At 68.7% G+C, this 23571-nt stretch carries 20 protein-coding genes; 4 read left to right on the plus strand and 16 right to left on the minus strand.

Annotated elements, in window-relative coordinates:
- Positions 1–59: 59 nt before the first annotated feature.
- The 3 genes from AC3RXY_RS11715 to AC3RXY_RS11725 form a co-directional block, all read right to left on the minus strand.
- A complete protein-coding gene (locus tag AC3RXY_RS11715; RefSeq protein WP_491511108.1) occupies positions 60–848 on the minus strand; it encodes a hypothetical protein in 789 nt (262 codons plus the stop codon).
- A gap of 488 nt (positions 849–1336) precedes the next feature.
- The gene (locus AC3RXY_RS11720; protein ID WP_491511109.1) at positions 1337–2041 is read right to left on the minus strand and encodes a hypothetical protein; all 705 of its coding nucleotides are present in this window, start codon (positions 2039–2041) and stop codon (positions 1337–1339) included.
- Positions 2042–2227: 186 nt separating this feature from the next.
- Entirely contained in the window at positions 2228–3229 is a 1002-nt protein-coding gene (locus tag AC3RXY_RS11725; protein ID WP_491511159.1) for a YeiH family protein, read from the minus strand.
- A gap of 79 nt (positions 3230–3308) precedes the next feature.
- On the opposite strand from AC3RXY_RS11725, the gene AC3RXY_RS11730 reads away from it, so the two are divergent.
- Positions 3309–4364: a LysR family transcriptional regulator gene (locus AC3RXY_RS11730; RefSeq protein WP_491511110.1), complete on the plus strand. Its 1056-nt coding sequence runs from the start codon at positions 3309–3311 to the stop codon at positions 4362–4364.
- A gap of 112 nt (positions 4365–4476) precedes the next feature.
- Here AC3RXY_RS11730 and uxaC read toward each other — a convergent pair whose 3' ends face one another.
- A complete protein-coding gene (uxaC, locus tag AC3RXY_RS11735; RefSeq protein WP_491511111.1) occupies positions 4477–5874 on the minus strand; it encodes a glucuronate isomerase in 1398 nt (465 codons plus the stop codon).
- A gap of 199 nt (positions 5875–6073) precedes the next feature.
- Here uxaC and manD point away from each other — a divergent pair, with 199 nt between their 5' ends.
- On the plus strand, positions 6074–7312 hold the full coding sequence (manD, locus tag AC3RXY_RS11740; RefSeq protein WP_491511112.1) for a D-mannonate dehydratase ManD: 1239 nt from the start codon (positions 6074–6076) through the stop codon (positions 7310–7312).
- A complete protein-coding gene (locus AC3RXY_RS11745) occupies positions 7302–7826 on the plus strand; it encodes a gluconokinase (RefSeq protein ID WP_491511113.1) in 525 nt (174 codons plus the stop codon). Before manD ends, AC3RXY_RS11745 begins: the two co-directional genes overlap by 11 nt.
- Before the next feature lie 108 nt (positions 7827–7934).
- Here the strand turns inward: AC3RXY_RS11745 and AC3RXY_RS11750 are convergent, their stop codons facing one another.
- The 11 genes from AC3RXY_RS11750 to AC3RXY_RS11800 form a co-directional block, all read right to left on the minus strand.
- On the minus strand, positions 7935–8948 hold the full coding sequence (locus AC3RXY_RS11750; RefSeq protein ID WP_491511114.1) for a Gfo/Idh/MocA family protein: 1014 nt from the start codon (positions 8946–8948) through the stop codon (positions 7935–7937).
- Positions 8945–10465, minus strand: a complete 1521-nt coding sequence (locus AC3RXY_RS11755) for a sulfatase family protein (RefSeq protein WP_491511115.1) — start codon at positions 10463–10465, stop codon at positions 8945–8947. The genes AC3RXY_RS11750 and AC3RXY_RS11755 overlap by 4 nt, the downstream gene beginning before the upstream one ends.
- A gap of 76 nt (positions 10466–10541) precedes the next feature.
- Positions 10542–11891 carry a mannitol dehydrogenase family protein gene (locus tag AC3RXY_RS11760; RefSeq protein ID WP_491511116.1) on the minus strand — a complete coding sequence of 450 codons (1350 nt, stop codon included), beginning with the start codon at positions 11889–11891 and terminating at the stop codon, positions 10542–10544.
- A gap of 260 nt (positions 11892–12151) precedes the next feature.
- Positions 12152–13228, minus strand: a complete 1077-nt coding sequence (locus AC3RXY_RS11765) for a LacI family DNA-binding transcriptional regulator (protein WP_491511117.1) — start codon at positions 13226–13228, stop codon at positions 12152–12154.
- Positions 13229–13280: 52 nt separating this feature from the next.
- Positions 13281–14153, minus strand: a complete 873-nt coding sequence (locus AC3RXY_RS11770) for an ATP-binding cassette domain-containing protein (RefSeq protein ID WP_491511118.1) — start codon at positions 14151–14153, stop codon at positions 13281–13283.
- Positions 14143–15957, minus strand: a complete 1815-nt coding sequence (locus AC3RXY_RS11775) for a dipeptide/oligopeptide/nickel ABC transporter permease/ATP-binding protein (RefSeq protein WP_491511119.1) — start codon at positions 15955–15957, stop codon at positions 14143–14145. The genes AC3RXY_RS11770 and AC3RXY_RS11775 overlap by 11 nt, the downstream gene beginning before the upstream one ends.
- Positions 15958–16018: 61 nt before the next feature.
- Positions 16019–16960, minus strand: a complete 942-nt coding sequence (locus AC3RXY_RS11780) for an ABC transporter permease (protein WP_491511120.1) — start codon at positions 16958–16960, stop codon at positions 16019–16021.
- A gap of 67 nt (positions 16961–17027) precedes the next feature.
- Positions 17028–18560 carry an ABC transporter substrate-binding protein gene (locus AC3RXY_RS11785; protein WP_491511121.1) on the minus strand — a complete coding sequence of 511 codons (1533 nt, stop codon included), beginning with the start codon at positions 18558–18560 and terminating at the stop codon, positions 17028–17030.
- A 144-nt stretch (positions 18561–18704) separates the two neighbouring features.
- The gene (locus AC3RXY_RS11790; protein WP_491511122.1) at positions 18705–19853 is read right to left on the minus strand and encodes a Gfo/Idh/MocA family protein; all 1149 of its coding nucleotides are present in this window, start codon (positions 19851–19853) and stop codon (positions 18705–18707) included.
- A complete protein-coding gene (locus tag AC3RXY_RS11795; RefSeq protein ID WP_491511123.1) occupies positions 19850–20686 on the minus strand; it encodes a sugar phosphate isomerase/epimerase family protein in 837 nt (278 codons plus the stop codon). The genes AC3RXY_RS11790 and AC3RXY_RS11795 overlap by 4 nt, the downstream gene beginning before the upstream one ends.
- A 122-nt stretch (positions 20687–20808) precedes the next feature.
- Positions 20809–21690, minus strand: coding sequence for a sugar phosphate isomerase/epimerase family protein (locus AC3RXY_RS11800; protein ID WP_491511124.1), 882 nt, complete (start codon positions 21688–21690; stop codon positions 20809–20811).
- A gap of 282 nt (positions 21691–21972) precedes the next feature.
- Here AC3RXY_RS11800 and AC3RXY_RS11805 point away from each other — a divergent pair, with 282 nt between their 5' ends.
- Entirely contained in the window at positions 21973–22905 is a 933-nt protein-coding gene (locus AC3RXY_RS11805; protein ID WP_491511125.1) for a sugar phosphate isomerase/epimerase family protein, read from the plus strand.
- A 118-nt stretch (positions 22906–23023) separates the two neighbouring features.
- Here AC3RXY_RS11805 and AC3RXY_RS11810 read toward each other — a convergent pair.
- Positions 23024–23571 (minus strand): amidase family protein (locus tag AC3RXY_RS11810; protein WP_491511126.1); only part of this gene is annotated, 548 nt, incomplete at its 5' end.

A 23571-nucleotide genomic window follows, 5' to 3' on the forward strand; every position in this document is an offset into this window, starting at 1 on the left:
GGGTTCGGGCGGATCGAGCACCGACCATCCCTTTCCGGGCGGTGTCGCCCGGAAAGGGATCACTCATAGCCGTAGGCGTCGAGGGCGCGACGCAGCGTGTTGGGCGACCGGAACCCGGAATGCCGGCTGGCCTCGGACAGCGACATGCCGGGTGATCGCGCGATCATCATGGCGGCGGTTTCCGCGCGGCGCCGGCGAAGGGTCTCGGCGAGCGAGTACGGCTGCCCCGCGAAGGCTTTGAAGAGGGTGCTCTTGGAGACTCGCAGCTGGGTGGCGATCCCGTCTGGCCCCAAAGCCGGGTCCGTGTGCTGCTCGTCCACGATGCGCGCGACGGCCTCGACGATCGTGTCTGCGGGCACCACGAGCGACTTGATCAGAGCTCGGGCGATGCCGTTGAGCATGACCTTCACGGCAAACGTTATCGCCGGGTCGGAGACCGGTTCTGCCGCGATCGTAGCTTGAAGGGCGGAATAGGTCGCGGCGAAGATGGCCGACTCCGGGTAACCGACGCGCAGGGTGTCGGCGGAGAGCGTCAGCGGAGCGACTTCGTCCGCATCGAAGCTGAACGCCAGAGCTTCCACCGGCGTGGTTGCCGAGAGCCGAACCAACTCGTCGTCCGGGAAGAACACGACCACCGCCCCCTCGAGAGCGGCATAGCGATGCGCGGCCGCCGTGACAACCAGGTTGCCACGGGAAACGAAGACCACCACATAACGGTGCGCTCCCACATCCGCGCTCGGCCGCCAGAGCGCGGAGCCGCCCGGGCACGAGACGGAGAGGATCGCGAAACGATCGAAACGCATCACCCGGGCGACCGTGGCCGCCGGATCCAGAGATTCGAAAAACACCCCGCCCTCCCCATCATCCGGCGCAGTTCCTCCGGGCGCATTCGTCTTGGGTCGAAAACCAGCAGCCGTCGCTCATCGGCTGTGGGACGGGGTGGCCCCTCGAGCAGGGGCCCCATGTTGGGCATGACGGACACCATCATTCTCGAGATTCGGGGGCGAGAGCTCGCCCGGATTCCGGTTGGTGATCCCGCAACACGGCGCGCCGCGTTGCGGGATCACCTGACTCCTACCTTGCCCGCACCGCACCGGATGCGCACTCCGCGATGGCGTTGTCCCCCCCCGGCTGGTGGCGATGCGATCCGGATCGTCCAGCTACGGGGCTGAGCACAGATCAGCAACGATCGCACAGGGCGGATGAGCGCCGTGCGCGTGCGCTGGGCACGTGGGTAGTAGGTGCGATGCGTCAGCAACGCCGAGGATGCCAAGAACCACACGGCGCAACCCACGACTTATGTTATCGGATACCGCCCCTAAATGAATATCGGGATTCAATTTATCCAATTATAGCTGGCATCTGGTCGCTCCTCCAGATGGCAAACATCATTGCACATGATGAGCATCGCGGTTGGCTTGTCACTGGCCGTATAAGTTCCACTAAACGACCTGGATTTCTTGACCTGCCACGTGACAGTCACCGTCGTGCCGCTCGGAAGGACCTCATCCGAATTTCCCGTCGTCAGCCTGAAGAAGGCATTGGGATTGGGGCTTGTCGGACCACCCCATCCCCTGAGGCTCACAGCAGCAAGGCCCGCAGGTGACAATACTTCTACGGTGTCCGCGATGGCCGTGTAGTCCCCGTACGTCCGATCAGGGTCGCCTCCAGTGTCCAACCACCTACCCCTCGACTCGATCACAAAAGTTCTGAGATCCAGGGGTTGACTTCCTATGTAGGTGAAAGACGCTGTCATTCGCACCTTAATGTCCGGAAAGTCGGACGGGTCATAGAGGTACCCGACGGCGGTACCCGGCCCGAAGTCCTCTGTGATCGTCGGCTGGTCAACCGGTTCCGTCGAGATCCGCGCGTCCCGGAAGTCTGCCGCGTTAGCGCAGTATGGCTCCTCGTTTTCACCGCCTGTCGTCGCCGCTGCGAGCGGCGCGGTCACCGATGCCGCGATGACCGGCAACGACCATGCCGCCCCCTTGACAACTGTTCGACGTGTGACCGTGGATGGCTCTGGCGTTTTATTCTTCATGTCTCCCCCAACTCCGTGGTGCGCCGGAGCACGCAAACACTCCGGATCGATTTCTGGTCGCCCGAACGGAGCGACCTTGTCAGCGTTGCAAACTGCGGCGTTGCGCTATTGCCACGGACGGCTGAATACTCTCGTTGACGAAGAAGACTGACCGCGATGGCGCACCCGCGTCTCTGCGGGACCGCCTCACAGCCCCAGAAGCACGATGCTCGCGAGCGCCGTTCCGATTGCCACCAGGGTCGAGATCGCACCGAGAGCGAAGGGCCGCCAGCCCGTCGCGATGAGCTTGGCGATGTTCACTCCGAAGCCGAGACCCAGCATGGCGGCGGTCAGCAGCACGTTCGCTGCGAGGTCGGCCGCCTGCAAGACCTCGGGCGAGAGCGGCAGCACCGTCCGCACGACAACAGCCGCGAGGAAACCCGCCACGAACAGCGGGATCAACGGCGGGCGCTTCGCGTTCACATCACGGCCGGACCTTCTGCTCTCCGCAGCGCTCACCGACATGATCAACGGCGCCAGCAGCACCACGCGCCCGAGCTTGGCGACGACGGCGACCGTCAGCGCCGCCGCACCGATCATGCCGCCGGCGGCAGCGACCTGCGCGACCTCGTGAACGCTGGCGCCCACCCAGACGCCCGCCTGCAGGTCGGTCAGCCCGAGCAGCGGCGAGAGCACAGGCAGGGCCAGCATGGCGATGGTCCCGAAGATCGTCACGAGCGCGATGGCCTGGGCCGTGTCCTCCTCCGCCTTGCCCTCCGGGTCGACGATGCTGCTCATGGCCGCGACCGCCGACGCACCGCAGATCGAGAACCCGGTCGCGACGAGCATGCGCGTCACGCGCGGAACCTGCAGCAGACCCCCGATCCACACGGTGCCGAGGAAGGTCACGACCACGGTGATCAGCAGCACCGCGATCCCCGGCCCGCCGATCTGCATCAGGCTCGTCAGCGACAGCTTGAATCCGAGCAGGACGATCCCCAGCCGCAGGAACTTCTTCGACGTCCACGAGATGCTGCCCGCCGCCGAGGCCGGCACGACGCGGAGATTACCCAGGACCGCTCCCACGACGATCGCGATGAGCAGCGCAGACAGCACCGGCACCGCACTGGCGAACCAGAGGATACCCAGCGCAGAGACCAGCGTCACCACGGCGACGGGCGCGTGCGCACGGACAGCGGGGAGAATCATCGACGTCACGGGTCCAGCCTGCTGGCTTTCCGTGCGCTGCGGAACGCCCAAACCCCTCCGTGGGGCATAGGCTTCGTCTATGCCCCACGGCCCCGCATCCCCGGTAGGCCCCGCATCCCCGGAAGACCCCGCAACGCCGGAAAGCGGTTCGCCGGAGCTGGACGCACGGATCACCCTCGCGGTGCTGCGACAGCTGGTCGAGCTCGAGGCACAGGGATCGCTCGGGGCGGTGGCGCGGCACCTGCGACTGAGCCAGCCCACGGTGTCCGCCAACCTGGCGAAGCTCGAGGCGACCGTCGGCTTCCCCCTGCTCTCCCGCGGGGCCGGCGGCACGACCCTGACCCGAGAGGGGCGGGCCGTCGCCCAGTCGGCCGCCGGCGTCCTGGCGGCCAGCCGCACGCTCGCCCAGACGATCGCCGACGTCCCCCGGCAGCGCTCCGGACGGCTGCGCATCGCGGCAAGCCTCACGATCGCCGAACAGCTCGTCCCCCGCTGGTTGGCCGACCCCCGCATCTCGGGGTGGATCACCCCCGGCCAGGTGACGCTGTCGGTGGGGAACTCCGAAGAGGTCATGACCTGGATCTGCAGCGGCGCGGCCGATGTCGGCTTCGTCGAGGGGAACCGGATCAGGGCGGGACTGGCGCGCCTCTCCGTCGGCCGCGATGAACTGCTGGCGGTCGTCGGGCCACGGCACCCGTGGTTCGATGACACGCCGACGGTGACGCCGGCCGACCTCGTGCGGGCAGGACTGGTCGTGCGGGAGCGCGGCTCCGGCACCCTCGAGGTGATCGAGGACGCCCTGCGCGCAGCCGGCGTGACACTGCCCGCACGACTGCCCGCCTTCGGCTCCACCTCGGCGATTCTCACCGCCGTGCGCCACGGCGAAGCCGTCGCCGTGGTCTCCCGGCTCGCCGTGGACACCGACCTGGCACGGGGAACGCTCCGGGCCGTGGCCGTCTCGGGAGTCGGATTCACTCGCGCGCTCAACGCGGTCTGGCGCGATGACGTCCCGCAGCGTGCAGATGCCGCCGGCCTGGTGCGCAGCGTGCGATCGCACCGCGGCCTGCTGCCGCAGGATCGCGGCGGATCGAACGCGGACGATCCCGCAACGACACCCCCCGAGCCTGCAGCCTGAGCGCCCGGGGTCTGAGAACCCCGGCCGGAGGATCCCGGCGGGGGAGCTCCCGGGCGAGGAGGGCATCCCAGCCGGGCCGGGCCGGGCTGCCCTCCTCGCACGGGAGAGTCGTTCAGAGCCGGAACACGCCCCGCGGGATGGCATCGACGAGATCGCGCGCGATCGTGCCCGCTTCCTCCTCATCCAGGCGTCCGGTCACGACCAGCTCAGCGAGCCATCCGGCGTCCATCCGGCGGGAGACGTCGTGCCGCGCAGGGATCGACAGGAATGCCCGGGTGTCGTCGATGAAGCCGCTGGTCTTGTAGAAGCCCGCCGAATCGGTGACCCCCTCGCGGAAGCGCCGAATGCCGTCCGGGCTGTCCAGGAACCACCACGGCGCTCCGGCGAAGACGGAGGGATAGAACCCGGCCAGCGGCGCGATCTCCCGTGTGAACGCCGTCTCGTCGACGGTGAACAGCACGATGCGGAACGTCGGGTTGGTGCCGAAGTCGCCGAGCATCTCCCGCAGCGGCTCGGTGAACCGTGTCGACAGCGGCAGGTCGTGACCGGTGTCCGGACCGAAGCGCTGCGTCGTCGGACGGTGGTGTCCGCGCAGGACACCGGGATGCAGCTGCATCACCAGACCGTCCTCGCTCGCCATCCGGGCCATCTCCCACAGCATGTGTCGGCGATACGCCGTGGCCTCCGACGGAGTCGCCTCGCCCGCGAGGCCCGCCCGGTGGATGCGTTCGAGCTCTGCTGCACCGAGGCGCGTCGCCCAGGCGTCGAGAACGCCGCTGTCGGTGGCTGTCGCACCCAGCGCGCGGAAGTGGGTGCGACGGTCTTCCAACGCTCGGATCAGCCCCGCCGCCGTTCCGGTGTCGATGCCGCTCGCGGCGGTGAGCTCGTCCAGCGCGCTCCGCCAGGCGTCGGCCGCCGGGTCGAAGAAGCGATCGGGACGGAAAGTGGGCAGCACCCGCCCGGTGAAAGTGTCGTCTGCGCCGAGCATGGCATGCGCGCTCAGCGTGTCGGCAGGGTCGTCCGTGGTCGCGAGCACCTCGATTCCGAAGCGATCCATCAGCGCACGCGGGCGTGAGGCCGGGTCGGCGATCCAGCCGGCGATCGCGTCGAAGAGCTCATCGGCGTTGGCCGCGGACGGGTGCTCGTCGATCCCGAACACCGAGTGCAGGGTGTCCTCGAACCACGCGCGCACCGGGGTTCCGGCGAACAGGGTCCAGCCCGAGGCGAAGCGGCGCCAGATGTCCCGGGCGTCGGGCGCGTCGACGCCGCGACCGAGCTCGTCGAGCCCCAGTCCGTGCGCGTGGAGGAGTCGCAGGACGTAGTGGTCCGGGACGATCAGCAGGTCGGCCGGATCGGAGAACGCCGCGTCCTGCGCGAGCAGGCCGGCGTCGACGTGCCCGTGCGGAGAGAGGATGGGCGCCGCGCGCACGGCCTCATACAGGTCTCTGGCGATGCGGCGGGTTGCGGGGTCGGCCGGGAACAACCGGTCGGGGCTGAGGTGCAGAAGCACGGGGATTCCCTTCTTCACGCGGGTGCGCGGTCGACACGACGGATCTGACACCCAGAGGATCCATCGGTTGTGTCAATCGCTTGCCGCCCAAGATATCAGGCAAAAACAGTCCTTGCGGACCTATTTGGCAATCGGTTGACATCTGGTTATGCTACACGAAACGACCAGTCCCAGCGCAGCATTCGGAAAGGACGACCCCATGAAGATCGACAGGGCCGAAGTCATCGTGACGAGCCCCGACCGCAACTTCGTCACCCTCAGGCTCACCACGTCCGACGGCGTCGTCGGAATCGGTGACGCGACGCTGAACGGCCGGGAGCTCGCCGTCGTGGCGTACCTCGCCGACCATGTGGTCCCCCTCCTCATCGGTCGCGATCCGCAGCGCATCGAGGACACCTGGCAGTTCCTGTACCGGAGCGCCTACTGGCGCCGCGGACCCGTGACCATGGCGGCGATCGCCGCCGTGGACATGGCTCTCTGGGACATCAAGGGCAAGGTCGCCGGCATGCCGGTCTACCAGCTGCTCGGGGGAGCGTCGCGCACCGGCCTCCTGGCCTACGGCCACGCCTCCGGGAAGAGCACGGCGGAGCTGTTCGACTCGGTGCGGTCGCACCAGGAGCAGGGCTACCGGGCCATCCGCATCCAGACCGGCGTTCCCGGACTGGAGTCGATCTACGGGATCGCGTCGAACGCGACCTTCGCGGCGAACAGCGGGGTGCGCTACGACCACGAGCCGGCGCAGCGGGGTGCGCTCCCCAACGAGGAGGACTGGGACACCCGCAGCTACCTCCGCCACGTGCCCACGGTCTTCGAGGCCGTCCGCAACGAGTTCGGGCCCGAGCTGCCGCTCCTCCACGACAGCCACCATCGGCTGACGCCGATCCAGGCGGCCAGCCTCGGCAAATCCCTGGAGCCCTACGACCTGTTCTGGCTGGAGGATGTCACGCCCGCCGAGAACCAGGAGGCCCTTCGCCTGGTGCGGATGCACACGACCACACCGCTGGCCATCGGGGAGATCTTCAACACGGTCTGGGACTACCAGCAGATCATCCGAGAGCAGCTGATCGACTACGTCCGCAGCGCGGTGACCCACACCGGCGGGATCACCCATCTGAAGAAGGTGCTCGACTACGCTGCCCAGTACCAGATCAAGTCCGGCATGCACGGGCCCACCGACATCTCCCCCGTCGGGATGGCAGCGGCCATGCACCTCGGGCTCGCCATCCATAACTTCGGCATCCAGGAGTACATGAAACACGGCAGCAAGACGGACAGCGTCTTCCAGCAGTCGTTCACGTGGGCGAACGGCTACCTGCACCCGGGCGACGCGCCGGGCCTCGGCGTCGAGCTCGACGTCGACGAGGCCGGACGCTACCCGTACCAGACGGCATATCTCCCCTACAACCGGCTGGCCGACGGCACCGTTCATGACTGGTGACCTTCGCGTCGTCGTGATGGGGCCGAGCGGCGCCGGCAAGACCGCTGTCGCGACGCGACTGGCGACAGCGGTCGATGCGACCTTCGTGGACGCCGACGACCTGCACCCGCCGGCCAATCGCCGCAAGATGTCCGACGGCGTCCCGCTCGACGACGACGACCGCTGGCCCTGGCTCTCGGCCGTGGGGGGCACGCTCGCCACGAACAACAGGATCATCGTGGCCTGCTCCGCGCTCAAGCGGGCATACCGCGACGTCCTGCGCCGGGCGGCCCCCGACGTGCGCATCGTCGCGCTCGAGGCTCCGCCGGAGCTTCTCGCCCGCAGGGTCGAGCATCGCGATGACCACTTCTTCCCGTCTTCCCTGATCGCATCGCAGCTGCAGGCCTATGAGTCCCCCGGCCCGGACGAGGCAGCTCTTCACGTCGACGCATCCGACGACCTGGACACGATCGTCGAGCGGATCTCCCGGGAGTTCTGTCCGAACCCCGAGACAGCACAAGGCCCGGTCGCCTGACACCGCGACAGAACCTCCCGGCGGATCGATCCGCCGGGAGGTTCTTGGTCTCTCATCTCCGCTGCTCGCGTCCGAGTCGTCCGGCCGCCTCTCCCCCGGGCGAGCCGGTCACGCCACGACGGGGTCGGCGCCGGTGATGAGGCCGGACTGCTCGTAGAGCGACCTGATGTGCGTCAGCGCCTTCAGCCCGGCCTCCGCACCCAGCCAGAAGGGCTCGGTGTCCGTCAGCCGCGCATAGAAGTCGTGGATCAGCTTGCGGTGGGAGGTGCCCCAGTAGGCGCGCTCTCCGGTCGCCGTCTCGTCATCCACGACGACGACCTTCCGCCCGTCGCTGTATCGGACCTCCAGACCGTCGCGCATCGACAGCGTCGCCTTCTCGGTGACGATGTCGACGGTGACCGGCAGGTTGTCCGGACCGCACAGCGTGGCATAGAACACCGACGCCGCCCCACCCCGGTGCCGGAGCACGAAATCGGCCGTGTCCTCCACCTCGATCCAGGGCGCCAGGGAACGACGGCTCGCCGCCCCCTCCACGGACTCGACCTCGCCGACGAGCCACTCGACGAGGTCGAGGGTGTGGATGGCCTGATTCATCATCAGGCCCCCACCGGATCCGGCCCAGGTCCCTCGCCACGGCCGGTCGCGGTAATAGGCCGGGGAACGGTGCCAGCACACGGTCGCCGACGCGCCGAGCACCGCTCCCAGCTCGCCGGAGCGCAGCATCTCCTTGCACGCCTGGGCTGAGGCGTTGTAGCGGTTCTGGAAGCACAGTCCGAACCGGGCGCCGCTCTCCTCGACCTCCCGCAGCAGGGATCGCCCCTCCGCCACGGTCCGCGCCAGCGGCTTCTCGAGGATCAGCGCGGAGCCGGAGCGCAGCACCTCCCGCGCGAGAGCGTGATGGGTGTCATGCGGGGTCGCCAGGTGCACGACGTCGGGCGCCAGCGCACGCAGGGCCGCCGCCAGGTCGGCGAAGCCCGGGGCCTGTGCCTGCTCCGACGCCGCGGACAGGCGCCCGGGATCCACATCGCACACGCCCACCAGCCGAGCATCGGGGTGCTCCTGGATCGCGGCGATGTGGACGCCGGCGATGTCGCCGCACCCGACGACGAGCGATCGGATCACCGGGTGCTCTCGTTCTGACGCGGCGCCCGCCGCGCCTTCCGCGCTTCGTGCTGCGCCGCCGGGGAGATGAGGTCGATCTGCGGATGGTCCTTCTGATCGGTCGGCGGAATGACGTCGGAGGTCTCGACGAACCAGCGCAGCAGGGCCTCGCGCAGTTCGGCGCGGATGCTGTCCGTCTCGGGGCTCCCGGCGAGGTTGTGCAGCTCCTGCGGGTCCTCCCGGCGGTTGTAGAGCTCGTCCGGCTCCTCGAACCGGTAGATGTAGGTCCAGTCCGCAGAGCGCACAGACACCGCTCGGCCCACCGTTTCCGGTCGTTCCTGCTGCAGTCTCGTCTTGAGCTCGTACGGGAAGGTCAATGAGCCGCCGGCGCGCGACATCTCATCGCGGCGGAACCCGCCCTCCGAGAAGGCGTAGGCCCGGTGCGTCGTGCTCTCACCCTCGATCAGGGGCAGCAGGCTGCGGCCGAACTGCGGGAAGTCCACCTCCTCGCCCGCGAGACCGAGGATGGTCGGGAGGATGTCGACCATCTCCACGAGGGAGTCCACCACCTGACCCTGGGGCAGGCCCCCACCCCCGATGATGAGGGGGTTGCGCAGCAGGACGTCATCGAGGCCGGACGGCCATTTCTCGATCAGACCGTAGTCGCCCAGGTACTCGCCGTGGTCGGTGAAGAAGCAGACCACCGTGTCGTCGGACTGGCCGCTCGCATCGAGCGCGTCCAGAACGCGGCCGAACTGGCTGTCGACCCGGGAGATCATGCCGTACTGAGTGGCGACGATCTCGCGCCACATGTCGTCGCTCACGTCCTCGATGCCGTACATCTCGCGCATACCGGGCATGAACTGCGGTTCGTGCCCGGTCTTGTGCGCCCGCGGGAGCGGCATCCGGGACCTGTCGTGCATCGAGAACCAAGGCTCTTCGACGGTGAACGGGCAATGCGGGAAGATCAGCGGCAGGAACAGCACCCAGGGCTCCTCCGGCGGCGCCTCGAGCCACATCTCGGCCGACTGGATGGCGGCCTCGTCGTAGTCCAGGGCCTCCTCTGCCGGCCGCTCGCCCCGATAGAACAGCCGGTCGAAGGTCCGCTCCGGTTCGGCGTCGCTGACCTCGGACTTCCAGATTCCGCGGGCGCCGGACAACGGCTCGATGATCGTGCCGTACTCGTCTACGGACAGCTCGGTGGCTCCGTCCTGGAAGAGGTGCCCGCGCGGAGCCAGCCACGTCACGTGATAGCCCGCGTCCTTGAGGGACTTGAACAGGTTCGGCCAGCCCGGTTCGAGCATGCGATTGAGGGTCCTGTTGCCCAGCGTGTGCGGATACAGCCCGCTGAACATCGACACGCGGCTGGGGGTGCAGACCGAGTGCTGCGCGAACGCATCCGTGAACATGGTCGCCTCGGCAGCGAAACGATCGATCCGCGGCGTGCTCGCCAGCTCGTTACCGAAGGCGCCAACGGCGTCGGCACGCAGCTCGTCCGGCATGAAGAGGATGAAGTTGGGTTTCTTCCGTGCGTTCATAGTGCTCCCGCCAATCGCGTTCGTCTGTTGTCTGTCTGTTGTGCGGGTCCGTGCCCGGGGGCACGGACCCGGGCTGCTACCGGGGCGTCCGCGCCGGGGCGCGGAGCTCCTCGGACATCTCGGTGATCAGCGCCGCGAGCACCGCATCGTCGGCGACCCGCTCGTCGAGCATCCTCAGCGCCCCCCGGGCGTCGCCCCCCGTCACGGCCGGGGCCTGAGCGGATCCGATGCCTTCGCGCAGATTCGCCACCCAGGCGGCGATCGGGCGTGCCGCTCCCTCGAGGTGATCCCTGTTGCCCCGGCTGGACAGGAGCACCGGAACGATCCGGGCACGCAGCTTGGCGGTGACGTCGGTGTCGATCTGCGAGAGCCGGTGCTCGATGCGGGCGTTCAGGAAGCGCCGCGTGAGCTGCTCCCGGTACTCCGGGAGGTTGAGCCCCTCCGCGCTCTGGCTGGCGACGGCCGCGTCCCAGAACTGCTCGACCCATCCACGGCAGGTTTCATCACGCATCGCCTCGGCGACGGTCGAGGCTCCGCGCAGGAGGCCGGTGCACGCGAGCAGCGTGTGCGCCCCGTTCAGCATCCAGAGCTTGCGCCTCTCATACGGGACGACGTCGGCCACGAACTCGGCGCCACGCTGCTCCCACTGCGGGCGGCCACCGGGGAACTCGCCAGCGAGCACCCAGCTGGAGAACGGCTCCGTCGCGACCGGCGCTTCGTCGCGGTAGCCGGTGAGACGCTCTGCCTCCGCCGCGAGCGCCGGGGTGGTGCGCGGGGTGATCCGATCGACCGATGTCGAGACGAAGGAGACGCTGGAGCCGATCCACTCCGCAAGCCCCGGGAAGGCGACCTGCGCGGCCTCGCTGAGCCCGCGGGCCAGAACCGTGCCGTTGGCGGGCAGATTGTCGCAGGGCACGACCGTGATCGGGCCGGCGTCGGCGCGGCGGCGCAGTTCCAGGGCCAGGAGCAGACGCCCCAGAACGGTCCGCGGTGCCGGGGATGCGTCGAACGGTCTTCCGGCCGATGCCGCGAGGGCCGCCAGGTCGTCGCGCAGCTCGTCATCGTGCGGGTCGAGCTGCCCGCTCTGCGTGAGCCGGTACCCGCTCTCGGTGATCGTCAGGGTGATGACCGCGACATCGGGAGAGGTCGCGAGACGCGCCAGGGCAGCCACGTCGTCACCGTCGAGCGCCTCGCCGATCGCGGGAACGACCTGGGCGCGATCTCCGTCGTCGTCCCGCTCGACGAGCGTGTAGAGACCGTCCTGGCGCTGCAACGATGCCACCAGTCCGCGCGAACGCACCGAGAAGGCCGCGATCCCCCAGTCGGGGTCCGCCGCCGTGTACCAGGCCTGGTGCGCACGGTGGAAGGCTCCGAGGCCGATGTGCAGCACCCGTGCCGGGCGGCGCGTGAGTCCAGCAGAATTCATGCGCAATCGCTTGCCAGATAGAGCGACCGCATTCATCAAGAACAAGCCCTTCCCTGCGCAGGGCGGGCGATGTGCACCCACCGGCCTGACGGCCAGGCATCACGCGAAAGTACCCTCAGAGGCCCCGCCTGGCGGCAGTGTTTCAGGGAAGTTCCCCGGGGAGGGGCGGTGACGCGGTCGCGGCGCAGAGATCGTTCAGTAGGGCTCACGCCTCCATTCAACTGCTTCACCGGTGTAGTGTCAACCGGTTGCCAATCCGCTCAGTCCTTCGCGGGCCCTGTCGACCCCCGCACCACCAGTTCGGTGGGGATCTGGCCAGAGGTCGCCGTGTCCGCTGCCGGCGCTGCACCATCGTGCGGGGCGATGGAATCCAGGAGCCGGAGCACCGCGCGGCGCCCCACCTCGAGCAGGGAGGTGCGGATGGTCGTCAACGGCGGTGACGTGAAGTCGGAGCCGAAGATGTCGTCGAAGCCGACCACGCTCAGCTCGTCGGGAACCACGATGCCGGCCGCTTGGGCCGCGCGCATCAGACCGACGGCGATGAGATCGTTGTACGCCAGGACGGCCGTGACACCGGCGGCGCGGACGCGCGGCAAGGCCTCCTCGCCGCCCGAGAGCGTCGGCGACTCGGACGGGATCTCCACGACCCGCATGCCGAGCGCGACCGCCTGCTCGAACACCAGCCGCCACCGCGTCGCATTCATCCACGAGGTCTGCGGTCCGGAGATGAATCCGACCGACCGATGCCCGAGCCCGCTGAGGTGCTCGAGGGCCTCGCTGATTCCGAGCGCCATCTCGGGAACGATCCCCGGCACTCCCTCGACCTCGCGATTCACCAGGACGAGCGGTGCACGATCGGCCAGGTTCCGGATCGCCGCGTCGTCGAGACGGGTCGAAGACAGGATCAGTCCGTCGACCGAGGGGCCGATGCGGTCGGCGGCCTCGGCCTCCCGCTCGCCGGACTCCTGCGACTCGGCGAGGATCAGCACGTATCCCCGCTCGGCGGCCGCGGACTCCGCTCCTCGGGCGACCGAGAAGAACATCGGGTTCGTGATGTCGGCGACGAGAAGGCCGAGCATGTTCGTCCGCCCCGTCGGCAGCGCGCGCGCCATCGGATTGATGCGGTAGTTCAGCTGCCGGGCGGCCTCCTGGATCTTCGCCTCGGTCTTCTCGTTGATCCGCCCCGGCTTGTTCAACGCCCGCGAGACCGTCGAGGGGTTCACCCCCGCCAGTTTGGCGATGTCGTAAATCGTCGCAGCGGATCGTCCCCGCGTCGGCCTCGTCCCCTCGCCGGGGGCGTCCCCCTGCTCCTCGCCGTCCACGAGCACTCCATTCATCCTTCGGTGAGGTGATTCTAGCCGTCGGGTCGCGGCCGCCCCGGCCCGCAGGTCAGGCGGCCCAGTCCCGCGATTCCGCCTTCAGTGCGCGGCGCGCGGCGCGGCGTTCTGCCTGAAGATCGGGGTCCGGCACCGGAGAGGCGAGCAGCAGCGACTGCGTGTAGGGGTGCTGCGGGTGGTCGGTGACCTGCTCGGCGTCGCCCTGCTCGACGATGGAGCCCCGATACATCACGGCGACCCGATGACTGATGTGACGGACGACGTCCAGGTCGTGCGAGATGAACAGATACGCCACGCCCGTGTCCTGCTGGATCTGGAGCAGGAGGTCGAGCACCCTGGCCTGCGTGGTGAGGTCGAGCGCGCTCACCGGCTCGTCGCACACGATGAGCTTCGGAGACAGCGTCAGCGCGCGGGCGATCGCGACACGCTGTCGCTGGCCACCGCTGAACTCCCGCGGCAATCGCGTCGAGGCATCGGCCGGCAGGCCGACCTGAGCGAGAGCGGACTCCACCCGGGAGCGTGCTGCACCCGCATCGACTCCCTGCACCTTGAGCGGCTCCGACAGGATGTCCCCGACCCGGAGCGACGGGTTCAGCGACGTGTAGGGGTCTTGGAAGACCACCTGCAGGTCCGTGCTCAGCCGGCGTCTGGTGCGCCGGTCGGCCTGGCTGATGTCCGCGCCGTCGAACATGACCGTCCCGCCGGTCACCGGCGCCAGGCCGAGCAGCGCCCTGCCCAGCGTCGTCTTGCCCGACCCGGACTCGCCGACGAGACCGAGCGTCTCCCCGGCGGCGATCGATATCGACACCCCGTTGAGGGCCCGGAAGCCGGCGGCACGCCGCGATCGGCCCGGATACTCCACCACGAGGTCCTGGGTGGTGAGGAGGTCGCGCTCGTCGCGCGTCGTCTCGGTGTCAGTGATCATCGGAGGTGCCTTCTCCTGAAGCGTGGTCGATGCGCAGCGGGGTGAGCCGCGGCTTTCCCTGGAGCATGGAGTTCAGGAGCGAACGGGTGTACGGCTCCTGCGGGTCCCGCAGGACCTCGCGCACGCTTCCCTTCTCCACGACGCGTCCGTCCTGCATGACGGCCACATGGTCGCAGAGGTCCGACACGACACCGAAGTTGTGCGTGACGACCACGACGCCGATGCCGAGCCGCGCGATGAGGTCGCGGAGCAGGTCGAGCACCTCGGCCTGCACCGTCACGTCCAGCGCCGTCGTCGGCTCATCGGCGATGATCAGGTCGGGGTCGCAGCTGACCGCACCGGCGATGAGCACACGCTGTGCCATACCGCCCGAGATCTCATGCGGGTATGCCTCGAAGGTACGCTCCGGGTTGGCGATGCCGACGGTCGTGAGCAGCTCCAGGGCACGTGCCCTGGCCTCCGCCTTCGACAGCCCGGCGACCCTCTGCATCGGCCGCACGAGCTGATACCCGATCGTGAAGTTCGGGTCGAGGTTGCTCATCGGCTCCTGCGGGATGTACGCGATGCGCGAACCCCGGACGGCGTCGATCGCCCTCCGGCCGGCGGGCGCCGCGTCCGGCACGAGCGTCGTGCCCTCGAACGTCACGGCCCCCTGGGTGACGAGCGCCTCGGCGGGCAGCAGCCCCAGGATCGCGAACGCGGTCTGCGTCTTTCCCGAGCCCGATTCTCCGATCACACCGAGCACCTCGCCCCGGCCGACGTCGAACGACACGCCACGCACCACGGGCTTGATCCCGCCGGATTCGTCGGGATACCCGACCTCCAGCCCCGACACCCTGAGCAGGCGATCCGCGCCGCCCTCGTCGAGCCGGGGCACCACGTGCTCCTGTGCCAGGGCGGCGCGCTCGCGGCGGCCGAGCCGGAAGCTGGGCCGGTCCTCGAGCGCGTCGCGCAGGGCGTTGCCGAGCACGACCAGGGAGCCGACCGTCAGCGCGATCGCCGCACCCGGCCAGAGCACCAGCAGCGGGGCGGCGTAGATGTTCAAGAAGCCTTCGCTGAGCATCCGTCCCCAGGTCGGGGTGACCGGGTCGCCCAGCCCCAGGAAGTCCAGACCGGCCTGGATCGAGATGGCCAGGCCGGAGACGATCGCCGCCTGGATGATCACCGGGGCCCGCACCACGAAGAGGATGTGCCGGGCGATGATGCTCAGGTCTCCGACGCCGGAGACACGGGCGGCGTCGACGTACAGTTCGTTTCGCACCGTCAGCACGGCCGACCTCGTGAGCCGGAAGAAGCCCGGCGCGAGCATCAGCCCGAACACGGTCATCGAGATCCACACCGACGGTCCGAGCGCGGCGCGCACGGCGAGGAGCACGATGATGCTGGGGAGCGCGATGATGACGTTGGTCAGCCAGCCGGCCGTGGAGTCGAAAGGCCCGCCGTAGTAGCCGGCGATGAGGCCGGCCGGCAGCCCGACCACGATGGCGACCGTCGCCGCGAGCAACGCTGCCAGCAGCGTGGTCCGGGTGCCCACGAGCAGTCTGCTCAGGATGTCGCGCCCCGCGCTGTCGGTGCCCAGCCAGTGCGCGGGGTCGGGCGCCGCGAAGGCATTGGCCAGGTCGGAGAGGTTCGGGTCATAGGGGGCGACCATGCTCCCGAACACCCCGGCGGCGATCACCACCGTGAGAACCGCGATCGCTGCTGCGCCGAAGGGGTTCCGCAGCAGCCTGCGGACGACCCCGGAGGTGCGGATCTGTCTCGGTTTCACCACGATCAGTGACGTCCGTCCTACGCCCTCGGTCATCGGTCAGCCTCCGTCCGGTTCCGCGCTGATGCGGACACCACTACCTCGTGGATGATGCTTCTCATGATCTCCGCGCCTTCGGGTTGGCCCATCCGACCGTGAGGTCGACGAGCAGGTTGACCACCACGACGACGACGACGACGTACACGATCACCGCCATCAGCACCGGCATGTCTCCGAGCGTCGTCGACGACACCGCCAGGGATCCGATGCCGGGCAGGGAGAAGATCCGCTCGATGATCACCGCGCCGCCGAGCATGCCGATGAATCGCAGCGAGAGGACCGTCAGCCCGGCCGGCGCCGCGGCGCGGAGCACGTGACGGAACAGGATCTCCCGGCCGGGGAGCCCTCTGCTCCGCAGGGTCCGGACGTAGTCCATCCCCAGCTGACCGATCACCGCGGAGCGCACCTGCTGTGCGGTGGAGGCCAGGGTGCCGAAGGTCAGGGCGGCGACGGGCAGGATCAACGACACCATCCACCCGCCGACGCTCTGACCGATCGGAACATAGCCCGTCGCGGGGAAGATCGACAGCTGCACCGCGAGCGTGGTCACGAGGACCACGGCGACCAGGAACTCCGGGATCGCCTCGCCCGCGATGGACAGCGTCTGCATGGCACGGTCCAGCCAGCCCCGCCGGATCGCCGCGATCACGCCCAGGAGCGTCGCCAGCACCGCCGCGAGGACGATGGTGATCAGCACGAGCGAGAGCGTCGTCGGCATCCTCGTCTGGATGACCGTCGTGACCGGCTGATGCGTGAACCAGGAGGTGCCCATGTCGCCGCGGAGCGCGCCGAGAGCCCAGCCGATGTAGCGCTGGACCAACGGCTCGTCCAGCCCCAGCTCCGCTTCCTTCGCCGCGACCTGCTCGGCCGTCGCGTCCTCGCCCAGAATGTTCCTGGCGACGCTGCTGGCAGAGAAGTAGAGCAGGAAGAACGTCGCTGCCGAGACCGTGATCAGGACGAGCACGCCCGACCCCAGGCGTCTCAGGACTAACGTCAGCATGAGAACCCCGCTGTTCTTTGGATGATGCGCATCAGTCGCTCCGGTTCCTGCCGTCGAGCCGGGCCGCTCAGCCCGAGGTCTTCGGCGCGTAGGAGTAGATCGAGGGAACGCCCTGGGCGACCTGCGGCTCGACCGTCGTCTCGGGATCGGTGAAGTACAGGTTGAACGGACGGTAGAACGGCAGGAACCACGCCTGGTCGACCAGATACCGGTTGAGGCTCTGCGCGGCTTCGGCGCCGTCGTCCTCCGCGTGCTGGATCTTCTCCAGGAGCGCGTCGACCTCCGGGTCCGTCACCCGGAACGGGTTATAGGTGGCCTCCGGTGCGATGAGCTGTCCCACCGCCGTCCACGTGTCGCCCTGGAAGAGGTTGTACCAGGCGAGGGGGAACTTCCCGCTCGTCATGTCTGCGACGTAGCTGCTGAACGGAGCGCCGACCCAGTCGACGGTGATGCCCACGTTCTTGAGATCCTGCTCGATCGCGGCGAGCATCGCCGGGTCCATGCTGTCCAGGGCCGGGACCTGGAGGGTGAATCCGTCGCCGTAACCGGCCTCCTTCAGCAGGGCGATGGCCCGATCCGGGTCGAAGGGATAGGCGTCGTCGAGCTCCGCGACATACGCGGAGGTCTGCGTGCCGAAGACCTGGCTGGTGACCTCGCCGGCACCGAGCTGCACGGTCTGCAGCATGGCGTCCTTGTTGATCGCGTAGTTCAGCGCCTGACGGACGCGGACGTCACCCAGGGCCGCGGCCATCGTGCCGTTCCGGTCGAAGAGGTTGATCCCGCTCCAGTTGACCGGGTACTGATACTCGGTCATGCCGGCGTCGCGCGCCTGGTTGGCGTTCTTGGCGGTGAGCAGGACACCGTTCACCTGCCCGGAGACGAGCGCGTTGACCTGGGCGGTCGCGTCGAGCAGCGGCTTGATGATGATCCGGTCGTACACCTGCAGGCTCGGGTCGCGATATCCCTCGCGCGCGACGAAGGTGTACTGCGATCCGGGGATCGTGCTGGCGACGTCGAGCGTGTAGGGACCGGTGCCGTCCGGTGCGCTCGCGAAGCCCGCGTCGAAGGTCGCCGGGTTGCCGATGAACCCTGCCGCGTTGCCGAGATACTGCAGCAGCGAGGGGTTCGGCGCGGAGAGGCGAAGCTCCACGGTGTCGTCGTCGACCACCTCGACGGATTCGACGGCCGCAAGCGTCGACGACTGCGGCCCGTTGCTGTCGCGGAAACGATCGATGTTGGCCTTGACCGCTGCCGCGTCGAGCGGCGAACCGTCGTCGAAGACGACATCGTCTCGCAGGTCGAGGGTGAGCACGGTGTTGTCGTCGTTGTACGACCACTCGGTGGCGAGCATCGGCACGAGCGTGCCGTCCGGTTCACGCCGCAGCAGGGAGTCGTACACGGGCTGCAGGTACTGCAGCGGAGGGCCGATGTGCGCGAGCGCCGGATCGAAATTGGCGGTCTCGACCGAGTTGCCCAGCGTGAGCGTGCCGCCGGGGCGGGTGCTCTCGGTCGGTTCCCCGGCATCGGCGGCGCAGCCGCCCAGCGCGAGCGCGAGCGCAACCGCAGCGGCTGCTCCAGCGCGGGTTCGGATCTTGGACATCCTTCTTCTCCCTTGGTGAGGACTACATTGGCCTTCGGGTTTCGCATCCCCGCACACGCGGGGTGTGCGGGGACGCCGGTGGTGAAGCTGGTCAGCGGTGGACATCAGGGATTCGCGGCGCTCCGGGTCCGCGGACGGTCGGGATCAGCGAGAGCGGGTGACGGCTTCCACATCCTTGTAGTCGCCGTTCAGAACCCGGCTCACCTCCACCGGCCCCCCGATCGTCGCGGAGATGTAGACCGCCCGGACGGTGGCGAGCGCCCAGAGGGCGTCCTCGACCGTGACGCCGGGGTCGGTGGCGTTGCGCAGGGCGTCGACGATGTTGCGGTACTGGCGGGTGTGGCCGGGGATCAGGCCGGGCTCGATGTCGCGGCGGACGTCGGGGAACTCGCTCGCCGCGAGGTCGCCCTCGTCCCGGGAAAGCCCGAACGGCGCCACCGGGCCTGTCCACGCGTCCGCGGCGTGGAAGTACTCGATCGACTCCTCGTCGAGGACCACCGACCCACGATCGCCGTGGATCTGCGTCCGGGAGTTGACGCTCGGATAGGCCGCCGTGGTGGCGAGCAGCGTGGCGAGCGCGCCGGACTCGAACTGGATGATGGCGGCGGCGGTGTCCTCGACCTCGACATCGTCGTGCGCGAGGAGCGCGGTCATCGCGGAGACGCTCTTCGGGCGCCCCATGAACCACAGCAGGAGGTCGAGACTGTGCACGCCCTGGTTCATCAGGGCGCCGCCCCCGTCGAGACGCCAGGTTCCGCGCCAGTCGCCGGAGTCGTAGTAGCCCTGACTCCGCCACCAGGCGCAGATCGTCACCGCCGAGGTCAGCCGGCCGAGCCTGCCCCGGACGATCGCGTCCTTGATGGCCACCGAAGCCGGATCGAACCGGTGCTGGCTGATCACGGATGCCATCACCCCGTTGCTCCGGGCGATCTCGGCGAGCTCGAGCAGGGCGCTGCCCTGCTCCTCGCTTACATCGAGCGGCTTCTCGACGACGACGTGCTTGCCGTTGCGGAGTGCCGTCGAGGCGACCTCGACATGCGTCCCGCTCGGCGTGCACACCGCCACGAGGTCGATCTCCTCGCCGGCAGCGTCCAGAGCCTCAGAGACCGAGGCGTACAGCTGCGGGCGAGGCCGGCCGGCATCCGCGATGCGCTGGGCCAGCTGCGTCCGGGCGGTCGCGTCGGTGTCGACGAGGCCGACGATGACCATGTCGTCCTGGTTTCCGATCACCGTGGCATGCACCGCGCCGATCACGCCGCATCCCACCAGGGCTACTCGTACAGGTGCGTTCATCGTGTCTGAACTCCGATCTCGTTGAGGATCTTGCCGAAAGCTCTGGCGGCGTCGCCGAAGGGTCGCGGTCCGGAGAATCCGCCGAGCTCGTGGGCTTCGGCGAGATGCGGCTCGAGAGATGCGAAACCCGCGTATCCGCGGTCGACGAGCGCCTGCACGGTCTCCGCGATCTGGCCGACACCGGCACCGGCCGGGACGACGGTGCCGTCGGGCCGTGCGTCCTTCACCTGCAGATACGCGATATATGGCGCGAGCGCGGCGAATCCCTCGTCATGCGGGCGCTGAACACCGACCTGCACGAAGTTCGCCGAGTCCCACGCGAGGCGGAACGCATCGGAGCCGACAGACTCGACCAGGTCGAGAATGCGATCCGGCACGTCGCCGTAGATGCCCTTCTCGTTCTCGTGCACGAGAACGATCCCCCGCGCGGCGGCGTCCGACGCGAAACGGGAGAGGGCACCGAGCACGCGCTCACGGTAGACGGTCTCCGTGCTGCCGTCCGGGCGGTAGAACGAGAAGATGCGTACATAGCGCGCACCCAGGGTCTGTGCGACGCCCAGCACTCTCGCCAGCCTCCTGGCCTCCTCCTCCGGATCCTCCGGAGCCGGCACCTTGCCGATCGGCGAGGCGACGGCCGAGACGGACAGCCCCGCCGAGGAGATGATCCGGTAGACCGCCATGAGGGCCTCATCCGACCACTCGACGACGTTCTGGCGCCATGCGCTTCGCACCTCGACGTGGTTGATGTCCAGCGCCTTGAGCACGGCCATCTGGATCCACGGGTCCGGGTCGATCTCGTCGCCGAATCCGGATATCGACAGTGATCCCGTCATGGTCGCAGCTCCTCCGTTGGTTGCGTGATTGTCAGAATAGGGGCTTCGCGCGGATAATGCAATCGGTTGCCAAAAACTTCTTGTCCTCCCGATTCCTTGCCGGAACCGCAGCGGTCGGGCGGCTACGCGCCCCCGCCGCGGCGGGAGAGCACGCCCGCTTCGACCCGCGTGACGAAATCCAGGTTGGCGCGGGTGCGCTCCTCCAACGGCTGCTCCGTCGAGAAGTCCTCGACCGTCAGCCAGCCGTCATACCCGACGGAGTACAGGGCCTCGAGGTACGAGCGCAGCCGCGCCTGACCGCTCCACAGCGGCACCCACTCGCAGTGCAGGACAGCAGCACCGTCCTCATCCGGCTCCCCCTCGAACCACCGGCCGTTCTTCACGTGCGCGTGAGCGAGGTACGCGCCCAGGATCTCGAGAGCGGCGCCGAAGTCCTCGTAACCCTCCACCACGGCGTTGCCCATGTCGTGGATGACGCCGATCGTGGCCGGGTCCAGCCCCTCGACAAGGCGACGTGCCGCAGAGGCGGACGCCGTGATGCTGCCCTGATGCATCTCCACGACAGCCATCACGCCGAAGTGCTGCGCCCGCCGGCTGACCCACTCCAGCCGCCGGCGCGTGGCATCGAAGGCCTCGGCATAGGTTCCCGGAACGTACGCCGGCGCATTGATGCGCACCCGGCCGGCGCCGAGCGCTGCCGCGCCAGCCAGGACGCGGTCGATGTCGGCATCCGCAGCGCTCACGGCGTCGAGGTAGCTCGCCGCGGCAGAGACCCGGAGGCCCTTCGCCGCGACGATCGCGGCGATCCTGGCCGCCTCGGTCTCGATGCCGGTCACGGGCAGCTGGGCGCGATTGCCCGTCCAGAACCCCGGCCCGTCCTCCGAGGCTGGCGCGACATCGACGATCCCGAACTCGATACCGTCCCAGCCCTGCTCTGCAAGGTTGTCGATCGCCTCTTCCGGCGACCAGGTCGGTGTGGATGCAGTGAACACGGAGAGCTTCATGGGGATCCTTCCTGAGGGGCCGGGAACGCGGGGCCGGCCCAGCCGGCTGCCGTCGTCCGGGCCAGGGTAACCCCTGGAAACGAGGCATGGCAAGCGATTGACAGCGTCGCCTGCCCCGCGCGTCGGAACGCGGAGCCGATGCGCGAAACGCTGTGGCTCTCGGGAAATCAGAACGCCGCTCCGCAGGAATATGGCAATCGGTTGCTTATCTGTCTCTCCCGGCGTAGCGTAAGGCTCAGGAAGCTCTCGGCCTGCCGGCCGGTACGAAAGTGGGAATGAGTCATGAGGTTTTCGGTCTTCACCGCGTCACTACCCACGTGGACGCCAGAGGAAGCAGTCCAGCGACTCGCCGGACAGGGATGGGACGGCATCGAGTGGGGCATCATCGACGTGCCGCCGCTCCAGGGCGACACACCGACCTTCTGGGCCGGCAATCTCGCCCACCTGCCCTCGACCGGCATCGAGTCGCAGGTGGACCGCATCGCCGCGATGACGCGCGATGCGGGGCTGGAGATCTCCGCACTCGGGGCCTACGCCGACGCCAGCTCTGAGAACATCCAGAAGATCGACCGGCTCTTCGGGATCGCCGCCGCGCTGGGCGTGCGGAAGATGCGCGTCAACTCTCCGATGCTGGCGACGGGCGAGTCCTATCCGCAGCTGATGACGGAGACGCGCAAGAACTTCGCCGAGATCGCGAAGCTGGCAGAGCGGCACGGCGTCAAGGCGCTCGTGGAGACCCACCACCGGCTGCTGACCGCGTCGACCTCGTCCACCCTGCGGCTGATCGAGGGTCTCGATCCGGAGCACGTCGGCGTCATTCACGACCTCGGCAACACGGTCATCGAGGGGCAGGAGGACTACGTGGCCGCGTTCCAGATGCTCGGAGACTATCTGGCGCACGTGCACGTCAAGAACGCGGTCTGGAAGGCCCTCCCCGAGAAGGACGCTCTGGGCGCCACGGTCTACGAGCATGACTGGGCGACGCTGCGAGACGGTCAGGCCAGCGTCTTCGACTACTTCGCCGCCCTGCGGATCGTGGGCTACGACGGCTGGGTCACGGTCGAGGACTTCTCGGAGGAGCTTCCGCTCGAGGAGCGGACCGCCGACAACCTCGCCTACCTCAAGGCCGTCCAGGCCCAGGTGGCCGCCGCCCCCGTCGACAAGCTCCGAACCGACGATCTGGTTCCCGTGATGAACACCTTCCTGAAGCGCTGAGCCACCGAGCAGCAGGCTGCGCGAAGCCCCGCGCGGAGAGGCACACCCTCTCTGCGCGGGGCTTCGCGCTGCCCGATCCCGGAGGACTCGCCGTCTGTCCGCTGGACGAGCTGCCCCGCTACGCGGCGGCGGGCGGGACGCGGTGGTGCCAGTCGGTGCGCTGCTGGTAGGCGTGGGCGGCGCGCAGCACCGTCTCATCGTCGCCGGGGCGACCGACGATCTGCAGCCCGATCGGCATGCCGTCCGACGTGAAACCACACGGCACAGAGATCGCCGGAGCACCCACGAGGTTCGCCATCCGGGTGAACCGGTTGCCCGCTCTGGCGGCATGCCCGGTGCCGTGCGTGTGCGGCGGACGCTCACCGAACGCGTGCGGCGGCGCGGCGGCCGTGGGGAGCACGAGCAGGCTCACCGCGGACATCTCGCGGCGCAGCTCCTCGCGGAACACTGCCCGCACCCGCATCGCCCGCAGGTAGTCCTTCGCCCTGACCGTGCTGGCCAGGGCCAGCCGCGATCGTGCGTTCTCGCCCAACCGCTCCGGATGGGCGAGATACAAATCCTCGTGAATCGAGTACGACTCCGCGAGGACGATCGTCGAGTGTGCGGTCTGGGCGTGTTCGAGGAGGGGGACGGTCACGTCACCACGCACCATCCCGGCATCGGCGA

This window comes from Microbacterium longlingense, from assembly GCF_058349825.2.